This window comes from Burkholderia cenocepacia, assembly GCF_900446215.1.
GTDB classification, from domain to species: domain Bacteria; phylum Pseudomonadota; class Gammaproteobacteria; order Burkholderiales; family Burkholderiaceae; genus Burkholderia; species Burkholderia cenocepacia.
The window spans coordinates 98519-111678 of the sequence record NZ_UAQZ01000015.1; the positions used below are offsets into that span (position 1 = coordinate 98519).

At 66.9% G+C, this 13160-nt stretch carries 11 protein-coding genes; 2 read left to right on the plus strand and 9 right to left on the minus strand.

The features are described 5' to 3' along the window. Nucleotides 1–83: 83 nt before the first annotated feature. On the minus strand, nt 84–1955 hold the full coding sequence (locus DTA15_RS30135) for an ABCB family ABC transporter ATP-binding protein/permease (RefSeq protein WP_006485736.1): 1872 nt from the start codon (nt 1953–1955) through the stop codon (nt 84–86). A gap of 175 nt (nt 1956–2130) precedes the next feature. Here DTA15_RS30135 and DTA15_RS30145 point away from each other — a divergent pair, with 175 nt between their 5' ends. Continuing rightward, the gene (locus DTA15_RS30145) at nt 2131–2526 is read left to right on the plus strand and encodes an acyl-CoA thioesterase (RefSeq protein ID WP_006485741.1); all 396 of its coding nucleotides are present in this window, start codon (nt 2131–2133) and stop codon (nt 2524–2526) included. A 36-nt stretch (nt 2527–2562) separates the two neighbouring features. Here the strand turns inward: DTA15_RS30145 and DTA15_RS30150 are convergent, their stop codons facing one another. Beyond that, the gene (locus DTA15_RS30150; protein WP_012492415.1) at nt 2563–3045 is read right to left on the minus strand and encodes a nitrate reductase associated protein; all 483 of its coding nucleotides are present in this window, start codon (nt 3043–3045) and stop codon (nt 2563–2565) included. 114 nt (nt 3046–3159) lie between these two features. Between DTA15_RS30150 and fdhD the strand changes: the two genes are divergently transcribed. Then, nucleotides 3160–4002 (plus strand): formate dehydrogenase accessory sulfurtransferase FdhD, encoded by an 843-nt coding sequence (fdhD, locus tag DTA15_RS30155; protein WP_006485749.1) that lies wholly within the window; start codon nt 3160–3162, stop codon nt 4000–4002. A 51-nt stretch (nt 4003–4053) separates the two neighbouring features. On the opposite strand, the gene DTA15_RS30160 is transcribed toward fdhD, so the two are convergent. The 7 genes from DTA15_RS30160 to nudB form a co-directional block, all read right to left on the minus strand. Beyond that, nucleotides 4054–4821: an enoyl-CoA hydratase gene (locus tag DTA15_RS30160; protein ID WP_006485740.1), complete on the minus strand. Its 768-nt coding sequence runs from the start codon at nt 4819–4821 to the stop codon at nt 4054–4056. Between the two features lie 91 nt (nt 4822–4912). Further along, on the minus strand, nt 4913–6112 hold the full coding sequence (locus DTA15_RS30165) for an acetyl-CoA C-acyltransferase (protein WP_006485733.1): 1200 nt from the start codon (nt 6110–6112) through the stop codon (nt 4913–4915). Nucleotides 6113–6182: 70 nt separating this feature from the next. Then, on the minus strand, nt 6183–8618 hold the full coding sequence (locus DTA15_RS30170; RefSeq protein ID WP_006485745.1) for a 3-hydroxyacyl-CoA dehydrogenase/enoyl-CoA hydratase family protein: 2436 nt from the start codon (nt 8616–8618) through the stop codon (nt 6183–6185). A 113-nt stretch (nt 8619–8731) separates the two neighbouring features. Then, nucleotides 8732–10519: an acyl-CoA dehydrogenase C-terminal domain-containing protein gene (locus DTA15_RS30175; protein ID WP_006485746.1), complete on the minus strand. Its 1788-nt coding sequence runs from the start codon at nt 10517–10519 to the stop codon at nt 8732–8734. A 58-nt stretch (nt 10520–10577) separates the two neighbouring features. Further along, the gene (locus tag DTA15_RS30180) at nt 10578–11177 is read right to left on the minus strand and encodes a TetR/AcrR family transcriptional regulator (RefSeq protein ID WP_006485742.1); all 600 of its coding nucleotides are present in this window, start codon (nt 11175–11177) and stop codon (nt 10578–10580) included. Nucleotides 11178–11377: 200 nt separating this feature from the next. Continuing rightward, a complete protein-coding gene (clsB, locus tag DTA15_RS30185) occupies nt 11378–12652 on the minus strand; it encodes a cardiolipin synthase ClsB (RefSeq protein WP_006485739.1) in 1275 nt (424 codons plus the stop codon). Next, nucleotides 12649–13143 carry a dihydroneopterin triphosphate diphosphatase gene (nudB, locus tag DTA15_RS30190; protein WP_006485748.1) on the minus strand — a complete coding sequence of 165 codons (495 nt, stop codon included), beginning with the start codon at nt 13141–13143 and terminating at the stop codon, nt 12649–12651. The genes clsB and nudB overlap by 4 nt, the downstream gene beginning before the upstream one ends. Nucleotides 13144–13160: the final 17 nt, after the last annotated feature.

Below are 13160 nucleotides of genomic sequence, written 5' to 3' on the forward strand. Positions count from 1 at the left end.
GGGACGCCGCTACACCGCCCGCTACCGGACGGACGCCCACCATCCATTCCCGCCGCCCGCCGTGTCGCGCGGCGCCTGCGCGCTCACGCGGCCTCGGCCTCTTCCCCGCCAGCCGCCGCGCGCTGCTGCTGCAGCGCCCACATTTGCGCATACAACCCGTCGGCGCGCACGAGTTCGTCGTGCGTGCCGCGCTCGACGATCCGCCCGTGGTCCATCACGAGGATCTGCTGCGCGTGCACGACCGTCGACAGCCGGTGCGCGATCACGAGCGTCGTGCGATGCCGCGCGATCTGGTCGAGTTCGTGCTGGATCGCGCGTTCCGAGCGCGAATCGAGCGCCGACGTCGCTTCGTCGAACAGCAGCACCGGCGGGTCCTTCAGCAGCGTGCGCGCGATCGCGACGCGCTGCTTCTCGCCGCCCGACAGCTTCAGCCCGCGCTCGCCGACCGGCGTGTCATAGCCCTTCGGCAGACTTTCGATGAAGTCGTGGATGTGCGCGGCGCGCGCGGCCGCGACCACCTCGTCGCGGGTCGCGGTCGGCCGCCCGTACGCGATGTTGTAGTAGATCGAGTCGTTGAACAGCACGGTGTCCTGCGGCACGATCCCGATCGATGCGCGCAGCGATTCCTGCGTGACGTCGCGGATGTCCTGGCCGTCGATCCGGATCGCGCCGCCCGCCTGCCGGTCGAGATCGTAAAAACGGAACAGCAGCCGCGACAGCGTCGATTTCCCCGACCCGCTGTGGCCGACCACCGCGGTCGTCGTGCCGGCCTCGATCGTAAACGTCACGTCGTGCAGGATCGGCCGCGACGGCTCGTACGCGAAGTTCACGTGCTCGAAGCGCACCTGCGCGCCGGTCACCGCGAGCGGCGGCGCATCGGGCCGGTCGGCCACCTCCTTCGGCGCGGACAGCAGCCCGAACATCCGGTCCATGTCGGTCAGGCTCTGCTTCAGCTCGCGATAGACGACGCCGAGGAAATTCAGCGGAATGTACAGCTGCAGCATGAACGTGTTGATCAGCACGAGATCGCCGAGCGTCAGCTTGCCCGCGAGCACGCCCTGCGTCGCGCGCCACAGGATGAACACCAGCCCCGTGCCGATGATCGCCTGCTGGCCGAAGTTCAGCACCGACAGCGAGTTCTGCGAGCGGATCGCGGCCTTCCGGTAGCGCTTCAGGTTCTCGTCGTAGCGCTGCGCTTCCCACTCCTCATTGCCGAAGTACTTGACCGTCTCGTAGTTGATCAGCGAATCGATCGCCCGCGAGTTCGCGCGCGAATCGAGCTCGTTCATCGTGCGACGGAAATGCGTGCGCCAGTTGGTGACCTTCACGGTGAACACGATGTACGTGACGAGCGCCGCGAACGTCACGTACGCGTAGTAGGCCTCGTACTTGACGACGAGGAAGCCGAGCACGAGCCCGACCTCGACGAGCGTCGGCAGGATGCTGTACAGCGAATACGAAATCAGCTGCTGGATGCCGCGCGTGCCGCGCTCGATGTCGCGCGACATGCCGCCCGTCTGGCGTTCGAGATGAAACCGCAGCGACAGCCCGTGCAGATGCCGGAACACCTGCAGCGCGAGCTGGCGCACCGCGCTCTCGGTGACCTTCGAGAACAGGATTTCGCGCAGCTCGGTGAACAGCGACGTCGACAGCCGCACGAGCGCATACGCGACGACCAGCAGCCCGACGCCTCCCGCGAGCACGATGCCGGCCGACTGTTCGGCACGGCCGAGCGCGGTGAGCTGCTGCACGTAGGACAGGTGGTCGACGATGCGCTTCATCACGACCGGCACGCCGAGGTTCGCGACCTTCGCCCCGATCAGGCAGCCGAGCGCCAGCGCGACGCGCCATTTGTAGGTGGTCAGGTACGGCAGCAGCGACCGGATGGTCTGCCAGTCGTTGCGTGGCCCGGTCGAAGCCGGCGCGGGCTCGCCGGAAGCGGGAAATCGGCGCATGGGGGAAGGATTGCGCGGCGGTGCCGGATCCGTCTTCCGACGGCCGGCTCGCGCGCTTTCTCGTACAATTTGTGAACGTTGTATTGTCGCAGAAGCCGCTTCGCGCCGCTGCCGGCGCCCTCGCCGGCCCGCCTGCGCGCGGCGGTCCATTTATTACAGGATGAAAGCCCCCGCCATGACCGATTCGACCCTCGAACTCCCGCAGAAGCAGCCCGCGCTGCGCGTCGTCCCGCAACCGCACGACGCGAACGTCCACGGCGACGTGTTCGGCGGCTGGATCATGTCGCAGGTCGACATCGCCGGCTCGATCCCCGCGAGCCAGCGCGCGAACGGCCGCGTCGCGACCGTCGCGGTCAACTCGTTCGTGTTCAAGCAGCCGGTATTCGTCGGCGATCTGCTGAGCTTCTACGCCACCATCATGCGCACCGGCAACACGTCGATCACGGTCGACGTCGAGGTATACGCGCAGCGCATGCGCCTGATGGGCGAAGTCGTGAAGGTCACCGAAGCGACGCTCACGTACGTCGCGACCGGCCCGGACCGCAAGCCGCGGCAACTGCCGCCGCTCTGACGGGCACGCGCCGCGCCGCCGCGCGGCAGATGGCCGTCAGTGCGTGGCCGTCAGCCCGAACTCCCGCATCGCGGGCAGGAAATCGTGATTCAGCGTCGGCTTGCGCGACAGCTTGACCAGCACGTAGCGCTGGAACGGCGCGAGCCGCTGCCACTGCGCGAGCGCGGGCGCCGGCAGCCCGGCCAGCGCGCTCTGCTGCACGAGCGACTCCGGCACCGTGTCGACCGCACGCCAGGCCGGCTGCTCGTCCGGCTGGAACCATGACGGCTCCAGATCGGCGTGCGTGCGCAGCATTTCGAACAGCGCATGATCGAAATTGGGCTCGATCGCGGTGTCGTCGTCGGCCGGAAAGCGCGCGAGCAGCTTGCGGTCCTCGAGCGGCAGCAGTTGCCACTGGTCGAGCGAAATCCGCAGGCCGAAGCGGTCGAGATTGAAACGCACGATCATCGGGATGTACGTGAAGTTTTCCGACGAATCGTGTTCGAAGTTGAAGAGCAACGGAGCGTCGCTGAGTCCCATGGTCGTTACCTGACGTGGCGGATGCCGGCGCGGCCGGCTTGCCTGGGGTATTTTAGAACCTCTGCGCGCGGGCGGCGGCACGATCGTCGCCGACCGTGCTTCGAATCAACGGGAGTGCTCGTGAATCCGACCCAATCAGACGAACTTCGCGACGAACCGCGCGGCGCGATCGAGCTGCCCGTCAGCCGTACGCGCGGCGGCGCGGTCGACACCGCGCACGACTTCGTCGGCCAGGAATGGCCGGTCGCACTCGTCTTCAACGGCATCTCGCACGCGGTGATGATGTGTACGCCATGCGACCTCGAAGCGTTCGCGGTCGGCTTCGCGATCTCGGAAGGGATCGTCGCGCGCGGCAGCGACATCAAGGACATCGAGGTGATCCTGCACGCCGACGCGCCGCTGCCGCATGCGGAAGTCCATCTGGACGTGGTCCAGCAGGCGTTCGCCGCGCTGAAGGACCGGCGCCGCGCACTCGCGGGGCGCACGGGCTGCGGCGTCTGCGGCATCGAGAGCATCGACCTGCTCGACCTTGCGCCCGAACGCGTGCCCGATACCGGCTTTCTCGCGCGCCTCGCGCCCGACGCACTGGCGCGCGCCGCGCATGCGCTGCCGGCGCATCAGGCGCTCACGAAACTGACCGGCGGCCTGCACGCGGCCGCGTGGTGCGACGCAACAGGCGCGATCCGCGCGGCATTCGAGGATGTCGGCCGCCACAATGCGCTCGACAAGCTGATCGGCTCGCTCGTGCTGTCGCGCGCCGATACCACCGACGGTTTCGTGTTCCTGTCGAGCCGCGCGAGCTACGAGCTCGTACGCAAGGCCGCGCGGGTCGGCATCCCGCTGGTCGCGACCATCTCCGCGCCGTCGTCGCTCGCGATCGAGATCGCGAAGGCGGCTGGCCTGCGGCTCGTCAGCTTCTGCCGCGAAACCGGCCACGTCGACTACGGCACGGTCTGACCGCAATCAACGGATCGCGCCGGCGCTCTGCCGCCGGCGCGGCCCGCTCCGTCAGTCGAACTGACGGAAATCCGGCTTGCGCTTCTCGAAGAACGCCGTCATCGCCTCGCGCGCTTCCGGCGCGCGCAGCATCGTCGCGAAGTGGCGCGCTTCCTCGGCCATCCGCGCGGGCGTCGCCACGCCGCCCGTCTCCTTCAGCAGCGCCTTCGTCACACGCAGCGATGCCGCCGGCAATGCCGCCAGCTTCGCCGCCTGCTTCGCCGCGAACGCGTCGAGTTCGGCCGCCGGCAGCACGCGGTTGACGATGCCGATCCGGTGCGCTTCCAGCGCGTCGAACGGCTCGCCCAGCAGCAGCTTCTCGGCCGCGACCTGATGGCCGGCCAGACGCGGCAGCAGCGCGCTGGATGCGGCCTCCGGGCACAGCCCGAGCTGCACGAACGGCAGCGAGAACGTCGCGGTATCGGCCGCGTAGACCAGATCGCAGTGCAGCAGCATCGTCACGCCGACGCCGACCGCGATGCCCGGCACCGCCGCCACGACCGGCTTGCTCGCGCTGCTGATCCGCGCCAGGAACTGGAAGACCGACGCGGTGTCGTCCTTCGGCGGCGACTTCAGGAAATCCTCGAGATCGTTCCCCGCGCTGAAATTGCCGTCGCTGCCGCGCAGCAGGATCACGCGAACCGCCTTGTCTTCCTGCGCATCGGCGAGCGCATCGGCCATCGTCTGGTACATCGCCGCCGTCAGCGCATTCTTCTTCGCCGGGCGCGCGATCGTGATCGTCATCACGCCGTCGGCGCGTTCCACTTGAATGTCGGCCACAACCGTCTCCTTTGACTGTCTCTACCGGAATGAAAAAACGGTGCGCGAGCTCGTGGCCCGCGCACCGTCGTCGCTTGTCGTCGCGTCCCGCTTACAGGCGTTCGATGATGCCCGCCGCACCCATGCCGGTGCCGACGCACATCGTGACCATCCCGTACTTCAGGTTGCGGCGGCGCAGGCCGTGCACGACGGTCGCCGCGCGGATCGCGCCGGTCGCGCCGAGCGGGTGGCCCAGCGCGATCGCGCCGCCCATCGGGTTGACCTTCGACGGATCGAGGCCGAGGTCGCGCATCACCGCCAGCGATTGCGCGGCGAACGCTTCGTTCAGCTCGATCCAGTCGAGATCGTCCTGCTTCAGGCCGGCGGCCTTCAGCGCGGCCGGAATCGCTTCCTTCGGACCGATGCCCATGATTTCCGGCGGCACGCCGCGCACCGCGAAGCTCACGAAGCGCGCGAGCGGCGTCAGGTTGAATTCCTTGAGCACCTTCTCCGACACGACGAGCAGCGCGCCCGCGCCGTCCGACGTCTGCGAACTGTTGCCGGCCGTGACCGAGCCCTTGTTCGCGAATACCGTGCGCAGCTTCGCGAGGCCTTCGAGCGACGTATCCGCGCGCGGACCTTCGTCGAGCTTGATCTCGCGCGTCTTCACGTCGATTTCGCCCGTCGCGAGGTTCGGGAAACGCTCGCTGATCGTGTAGGCGGCGATCTCGTCGTTGAACTCGCCGGCCTGCTGCGCGGCGAGCGCCTTGCGGTGCGACTCGACCGAGAACGCGTCCTGGTCTTCGCGGCTCACCTTCCACTGCTCGGCGACGCGCTCGGCGGTCAGGCCCATCCCGTATGCAATGCCGAAATCTTCATTGCGATCGAAGATGTGCGGCGACATCGACGGCTTGTTGCCCATCATCGGCACCATGCTCATCGATTCGCAGCCGCCCGCGAAGATCGCGTCCGATTCGCCGACGCGGATGCGGTCGGCCGCCATCGCCAGCGCGGTGATGCCCGACGCGCAGAAGCGGTTGACCGTCACGCCGCCGACCGTCTGCGGCAGGCCGGCGAGCAGCGCGCCCATGCGCGCGACGTTCAGGCCCTGCTCGGCTTCCGGAATCGCGCAGCCGATGATCGCGTCCTCGATCACCTTCGTGTCGAGGCCGGGCACCTGCGCGACCGCCGACTTGATCGCGTGGACCAGCAGCTCGTCCGGCCGCGTGTTCTTGAAGACACCGCGCGGGGCCTTGCCGATCGGCGTGCGGCTGGCGGCGACGATGTATGCGTCTTGCAGTTGTTTGCTCATTTCAGACTCCTGTCGACCCGAGCGGGCGCTTCAGCGCCGGCCCGGGCCCCATACAAAGTTATCCGCTCGCTCAGTTACGCACCGGCTTGCCGGTCTGCAACATGCCCATGATCCGTTCCTGCGTCTTCTGCGTGCCGAGCAGTTCGACGAATGCGCGACGCTCCAGCGCGAGCAGCCATTCTTCGTCGACCAGGCTGCCGGCTTCGACGTCGCCGCCACACACGGCTTCGGCGATGCGGCTCGCGATCAGGTAGTCGTGGTCGCTGATGAAGCGGCCGTCACGCATGTTGACGAGCGATGCCTTGATCGTCGCGATCGCCGAACGGCCTGCAACCGGCACGTCCTTCGCACGCAGCGGTGCGCGGTAGCCGGTGTCGGCCAGCGCACGCGCTTCCTTCTTCGCGGTGTCGAGCAGTTCGAACACGTTGAAGACGATCGTGTCGGACGGCTTCACGTAGCCCATCGCACGGGCGTCGTGCGCGGACGCCGACACCTTCGCCATCGCCGCGTTCTCGAACGACTTCGTGACGAACTTCAGGATGTCGGTGGTCGCGTTCGCGGCCGTCGCGGCGTCCGCCGCGCGCAGCGCCGCTTCCTTCAGGCCGCCGCCCGCCGGCACGAGGCCGACGCCCACTTCGACGAGACCGATGTAGCTCTCGACGTGCACGACGCGCTTCGCGCTGTGCAGCATCAGCTCGCACCCGCCGCCGAGCGCGATGCCCGACACGGCCGCGACGACCGGCACGTTCGCGTACTTCACGCGCAGCATGCCTTCCTGGAACTTCTTCACGAACGGCTCGATGCCCTTCGCGCCGCCCATCATGAACGCGGGCATCGCCTCCTCGAGGTTCGCGCCGGCCGAGAACGGGCCGCCCGGCGTGCCGAGCTTCAGCGACGTCGGCTGCCAGATCACCACGCCCTTGTAGTCCTTCTCCGCGAGTTCGATCGCCTGCACGAGGCCGTCGATCACGCTCGGTCCGATCGTGTTCATCTTCGACTTGAACGACACGATCACGACGTCGTCTTCACCGGCGCGGTCGTCGACCCATGCGCGCACCGCGTCGGTCTCGAACAGCGTCTTGCCGTACGTCTTCGGATCGGCACCCGCTTCGCCGAGCAGCGGCGCACGGAATACCTGCTTGCCGTAGACCGCGAGGTCCGAGCGCGGCACGAAGCGCTTCGCGGCCGGCGCCCACGAGCCTTCGGCCGTGTGCACGCCGCCCTTCTCGGCGACCGGGCCTTCGAGCACCCACGACGGCAGCGGCACGCTCGCGAGCGCCTTGCCGGCCGCGATGTCTTCCTGCACCCACTCGGCGACCTGCTTCCAGCCGGCGGCCTGCCAGCCTTCGAACGGACCTTCGTTCCAGCCGAAGCCCCAGCGGATCGCGAGGTCGACGTCGCGCGCGTTGTCGGCGATCGACTCGAGATGCACGCCGATGTAATGGAACACGTCGCGGAAGATCGACCACAGGAACTGGGCGTGCGGATGATCCGTCTCGCGCAGCAGCTTCAGGCGTTCCGCCGGCGGACGCTTCAGGATGCGGCCGACCGTTTCGTCCGCCTTCGCGCCCGAATCGACGTAGGTGCCCGTCTTCGCGTCGAGCACCTTGATCGCCTTGCCTTCCTTCTTGTAGAAGCCGCCGCCCGTCTTCTGGCCGAGCGCGCCCTGCTTCACCAGCTCGGCGAGCACGGCAGGCGTCTGGTAGACCGGGAAGAACGGATCGTCGGCGAGGTTGTCCTGCATCGTCTTGATCACGTGCGCCATCGTGTCGAGGCCGACCACGTCCGCGGTGCGGAACGTCGCCGACTTCGCGCGGCCGAGGCGGCTGCCCGTCAGGTCGTCGACTTCGTCGAAGCGCAGGCCGAACTTCGCGGCCTCGGTGATCACCGCGAGGATCGAGAAGATGCCGACGCGGTTCGCGATGAAGTTCGGCGTGTCCTTCGCGCGCACGACGCCCTTGCCGACGACGCTCGTCAGGAAGGTCTCGAGCTGGTCGAGGATCTCCGGGCGCGTATGCGCGGTCGGAATCAGCTCGACGAGGTGCATGTAGCGCGGCGGGTTGAAGAAGTGCACGCCGCAGAAGCGCGACTTCAGCTCGTCCGAGAAACCTTCGGACAGCTTCGTGATCGACAGGCCCGACGTGTTGGTCGCGAAGATCGCGTGCGAAGCGATGTGCGGCGCGACCTTCTTGTACAGGTCGTGCTTCCAGTCCATCCGCTCGGCGATCGCCTCGATCACGACGTCGCATTCGGCCAGCTTCGCGATGTCGTCTTCGTAGTTCGCCGCTTCGAGGTACTTCGCATCGTCCTTCACGCCGAACGGCGCGGGCGACAGCTTCTTCAGGTTCTCGATCGCCTTCAGCGCGATCGCGTTTTTCGGGCCTTCCTTGGCCGGCAGGTCGAACAGCAGCACCGGCACGCGCGCGTTGATGAGATGCGCGGCGATCTGCGCGCCCATCACGCCGGCGCCCAGCACGGCGACCTTGCGAATCAGGAAATTGCTCACGGGATGTCTCCGGATAGTGTCGTGCAGCGCGAAATGTGAGGGCTGCACGGCGAAGTGAGTACCAGGAACCGTTGCGTCCGGGCGGCGCGCGGCGCGCACCGCCCTGAATCGCGTCAGAACAGCGATTCGTCGACTTCCATCAGCGTCTTCGAACCGGCGCGCGCGGCGCGGATCGTCGATGCCGTTTCAGGCAGCAGACGCGCGAAGTAGAAGCGGGCGGTGGCGAGCTTCGACTTGTAGAACGGATCGCCCGACGCTTCCTTGTCGAGTGCGAGACGCGCCATGCGCGCCCAGAAGTACGAGAACACCAGGTGGCCGACGGTGCGCAGGTACGGCACGGCGGCCGCGCCGACTTCGTCGGGGTTCTGCATCGCCTTCATGCCGATTTCCATCGTCAGCTTCTGCACCTTTTCACCGATGTCGGCGAGCGGGTTGATGAACTCGGCCATCTCCGGCTTCACGCCTTCGGCTTCCGCGAATTCGGTGACGAGCTTGCCGAACTTCTTCAGCTTCGCGCCCATGTCGCCGAGCACCTTGCGGCCCAGCAGGTCGAGCGACTGGATCGAGTTGGTGCCTTCGTAGATCATGTTGATCCGCGCGTCGCGCACGTACTGCTCCATGCCCCACTCGGAGATGAAGCCGTGGCCGCCGTAGATCTGCATCGCGTGGTTGGTCGACTCGAACGCGTTGTCGGTCAGGAACGCCTTGATGATCGGCGTGAGCAGCGCGACGAGGTCGGCCGCTTCCTTGCGCACCGCTTCGTCGGCGTGCGACAGCTCCTTGTCGATCTGCAGCGCGGACCAGTACGTGAATGCGCGCGCGCCTTCCGCGTAGGCCTTCTGCGTGAGCAGCATGCGGCGCACGTCCGGGTGCACGATGATCGGGTCGGCCGGCTTGTCCGGCGCCTTCGGGCCCGTCAGCGAACGCATCTGCAGGCGTTCCTTCGCGTACGTCAGCGAGTTCTGGTACGCGACTTCCGTGAGGCCGAGGCCCTGCATGCCGACGCCGAGGCGCGCGGCGTTCATCATCACGAACATCGCGTTCAAGCCCTTGTTCGGCTCGCCGACCATCCAGCCCTTCGCGCCGTCGAGGTTCATCACGCACGTCGAGTTGCCGTGGATGCCCATCTTGTGTTCGATCGAGCCGCACTTGATGCCGTTGCGCTCGCCCGGCTCGCCCGCGGCGTCCGGAATGAACTTCGGCACGATGAACAGCGAGATCCCCTTCGTGCCTTGCGGCGCGTCCGGCAGGCGCGCGAGCACGAGGTGGATGATGTTCTTCGACATGTCGTGCTCGCCGCTCGAGATGAAGATCTTCGTGCCGCTGATCGAGTACGAGCCGTCGCCGTTCGGTTCGGCCTTGGTGCGCAGGATGCCGAGGTCGGTGCCGCAGTGCGGCTCGGTCAGGCACATCGTGCCCGTCCATTCGCCCGACACCAGCTTCGGCAGATATTGCTGCTGCAGTTCCGGCGCGCCGTGCGCGTGCAGGCATTCGTACGCGCCGTGCGACAGGCCCGGATACATCGTCCACGCCTGGTTCGCCGAGTTCAGCATTTCGTAGAGTGCGTTGTTCACGAACGCGGGCAGGCCCTGGCCGCCGTAGTCCGGATCGCAGCCGAGCGCCGGCCAGCCGGCCTCGACGTATTGCTGATACGCTTCCTTGAAGCCGGTCGGGGTCTTCACGACGCCGTCGCCTTCATACGTGCAGCCTTCGCGGTCACCGACCTGGTTCAGGGGGAACAGTACCTCGGAGCAGAACTTGCCCGCTTCCTCGAGGACCTGGTTGATCGTGTCGGCGTCGAGGTCCGCATGCTTGGGCATTTGCTTGACTTCGGCTTCGACGTTCAGAAGCTCGTGCAACACGAATTGCATGTCGCGCAGCGGCGCGGCGTACTGTCCCATGACTCTCTCCAAAGGTGGGCAAAACGGCTCGAGCTCCTGGCGGGCGGGTCACGCGCCGCTAACGGCTCTCGCTCTGATACGAAACAATCGTCTTTTCCAGCGCGGCCCACGTGAGGCGCACGGCGTCCGGCGAATGCAGGAAGCGTGCGTCGTGATGCAGGCCGAGCGTGAAGCTGTACAACTCGAAGAGCATCAGTTCCGGATCCGTGTCCGTGCGCAGATGCCCTTCTTCCATCGCCTGCGAAATGGCGCGCAGCAACGCGGCACGCCAGGCGGTCACGCTCGCGATCAACTGCTCGCGCACGGGGCTGTCCGGCCGGTCGTCGTACTCCACTGCGCCGCTGATGTAGATGCACCCGGTCGTCACCTCCTGGATGCGCTTCTCGATCCAGCGCGCCAGCATCGCCCGAAGACGCGGCAGACCGCGCGACTCGCGCAGGCTCGGAAAGAACACCTCGTTTTCGAAACGATGGTGGTACTCGCGGACGACCTCGACCTGCAGGTCTTCGCGCGATCCGAAGTGCGCGAACACGCCGCTCTTGCTCATCTGCATGCGCTCGGCCAGCAGGCCGATCGTCAGCCCCTCCAGCCCGTCACGGCTGGCGAGGTCCAAAGCAGCTTCAAGTATCGCGGCACGCGTCTGTTCGCCTTTTCGCATAGCTATTTCTGTAACCGTTCGGGGGTTCGAATAAAATCGAACGGCCGTACTATTATTGAGTGCGGCCGCTCGCGAAACAAGGAAATTATTAGAAACCGGTGTCTAACCGAGCCGCTATTTTGCGCGATTCCGGCGGGACCGGAGCGGCTTTTCCGCACGAACGTGCGGACAGATTTTTTGAAGCGAATACTTAGTCGGCGTCAGTCGTAACCGCCGACCGTCAGCGCCTTCATCACGACACGGTAGGTCGTGTACGCGAGCCAGTTCAGCAGCCGCTCGACGCGCGGGCGCGCCGCGTAGTGCGCGGCATCGATCTCCCGGCCTTCTGCGAACGCGGTGGCGATCGCGTCGCGCAACTGGTTCGTCACTGCATCGTAGCGCACCAGCACGACGTTCGCTTCATTGTTCAGCATCAGGCTCAGCGCGTCCAGATTCGACGAGCCGACCGTCGCCCAGTTGTCGTCGATCACGGCGACCTTGCCGTGCAGGATCGTCTTGTCGTATTCGGCGACGCGCACGCCCGCGCGCAGCAGCGTGTGATAGAGGAACGGTACGGCCGTATCGAGCGCCGCGAATTCCTTGCGGCCGATCAGCACCTGCACGTCGACGCCCCGCCGCGCCGCGCCCGTCAGCGCGCGACGCAGCTTGCGGCCCGGCATGAAATACGGATTCGCGAGCAGGATCCGCTGGCGCGCCTGGCCGATCGCCGCGAGATAGGCCTTCTCGATCGCGCGGCGGTTCACGACGTTGTCGCGCGCGACGAACGCGACGCTCGGCTCCGTCACGACCCGCAGCGCGCCGGCCTTGATCCACCGGTGGCTGCGCATCCAGCGCCGGAACATGTCCGGGAACGCTTCGCCGCCGTGCAGCCCGGCCGCGTACTGCGCGTACGGCTTGTGGCCGAACTGGATCCGGTGCCATTGCAGCTCGAACGCGGCACGCACGTCGGACACCGCGGGCCCGGCCATCTCGACCGCGAAATCCCAGCGCGGGAACGGCAGCGTCGCGCTGCCCTGCGTGTAGTCGTCGACGATGTTGATGCCGCCGCAGAACGCGACCGCATGATCGATCACCGCGAGCTTGCGGTGCGTGCGCGAGAAGCCGAAGCGGCCGAACAGGAAACGGTTGTAGATGCAGTGCTCGACACCGGACTCGGCCCACGTGTCGAACAGCGGCAGGCGTGCGGTGCCGATGCCGTCGGTGATCACCCGCACGCGCACGCCGCGCTGCGCCGCGCGGATCAGCGCGTCCGACACCGGGCGGCCGGCCGCGTCGTCGCAGAAGATGTAGGTTTCGAGCATCACCTGCTCGCGGGCGGCATCGATCCGCTCGATCAGCGCGTGGAAGAATTCGCCGCCGGTTTCGCACAGCCGCACCGTGTTGCCGGCCGTAAACGCGAGCCGCGACGCGGAGCCGCGCTCCTGCAGGAACATCTGCCGCAATTGCGCGAAGCGCTTGCGGGTCTCCGCATTCATGCGGACGAGCCGTGCGGCGCACGCGCGAGGGCCACGCGCGCGGGCAATTGCAGGATCGCCTCGGCGTTCGACGGCGAGAAGCAGCGAGCGGCCGCCTCGCGGAACGGCAGCCACGCATGGTCGACATGCTCGCGCGGCGACAGCGTCACGTCGACGCGATGCGGCACGCACAGGCCGAACCAGTGCTCGACGTTGCGCGTGACGCCCGGCGCATAGCGATGCAGGTATTGCGGATAGATCGTGTATTCGATCCGGTGGTGCCAGTCGACGAGCGCGCTGGCCGGCACGTCCGGCGTGCCGACCGCGATGCCGGTTTCCTCGGCCACTTCGCGCGCGGCGGTGAGCGCGAGCGGCTCGTCGAGCGCGTCCTTCGAGCCGGTGACCGATTGCCAGAAATCGGGCTGGTCGGCACGCTTGATCACGAGCACATCGAGGTCGGGCGTGTAGATCACGACGAGAACGGATTCGGGGATTTTCGGCGGCTTCGTCATCTTTGTTTCATGCGGCA

Coding starts and splice junctions, on each gene's coding strand:
- DTA15_RS30165 (WP_006485733.1), bottom strand. CDS start 6,112: ATGAGCAAACAACTGCAAGACGCATACATCGTCGCCGCCAGCCGCACG.
- DTA15_RS30175 (WP_006485746.1), bottom strand. CDS start 10,519: ATGGGACAGTACGCCGCGCCGCTGCGCGACATGCAATTCGTGTTGCAC.
- DTA15_RS30145 (WP_006485741.1), top strand. CDS start 2,131: ATGACCGATTCGACCCTCGAACTCCCGCAGAAGCAGCCCGCGCTGCGC.
- DTA15_RS30180 (WP_006485742.1), bottom strand. CDS start 11,177: ATGCGAAAAGGCGAACAGACGCGTGCCGCGATACTTGAAGCTGCTTTG.
- clsB (WP_006485739.1), bottom strand. CDS start 12,652: ATGAATGCGGAGACCCGCAAGCGCTTCGCGCAATTGCGGCAGATGTTC.
- DTA15_RS30150 (WP_012492415.1), bottom strand. CDS start 3,045: ATGGGACTCAGCGACGCTCCGTTGCTCTTCAACTTCGAACACGATTCG.
- DTA15_RS30135 (WP_006485736.1), bottom strand. CDS start 1,955: ATGCGCCGATTTCCCGCTTCCGGCGAGCCCGCGCCGGCTTCGACCGGG.
- nudB (WP_006485748.1), bottom strand. CDS start 13,143: ATGACGAAGCCGCCGAAAATCCCCGAATCCGTTCTCGTCGTGATCTAC.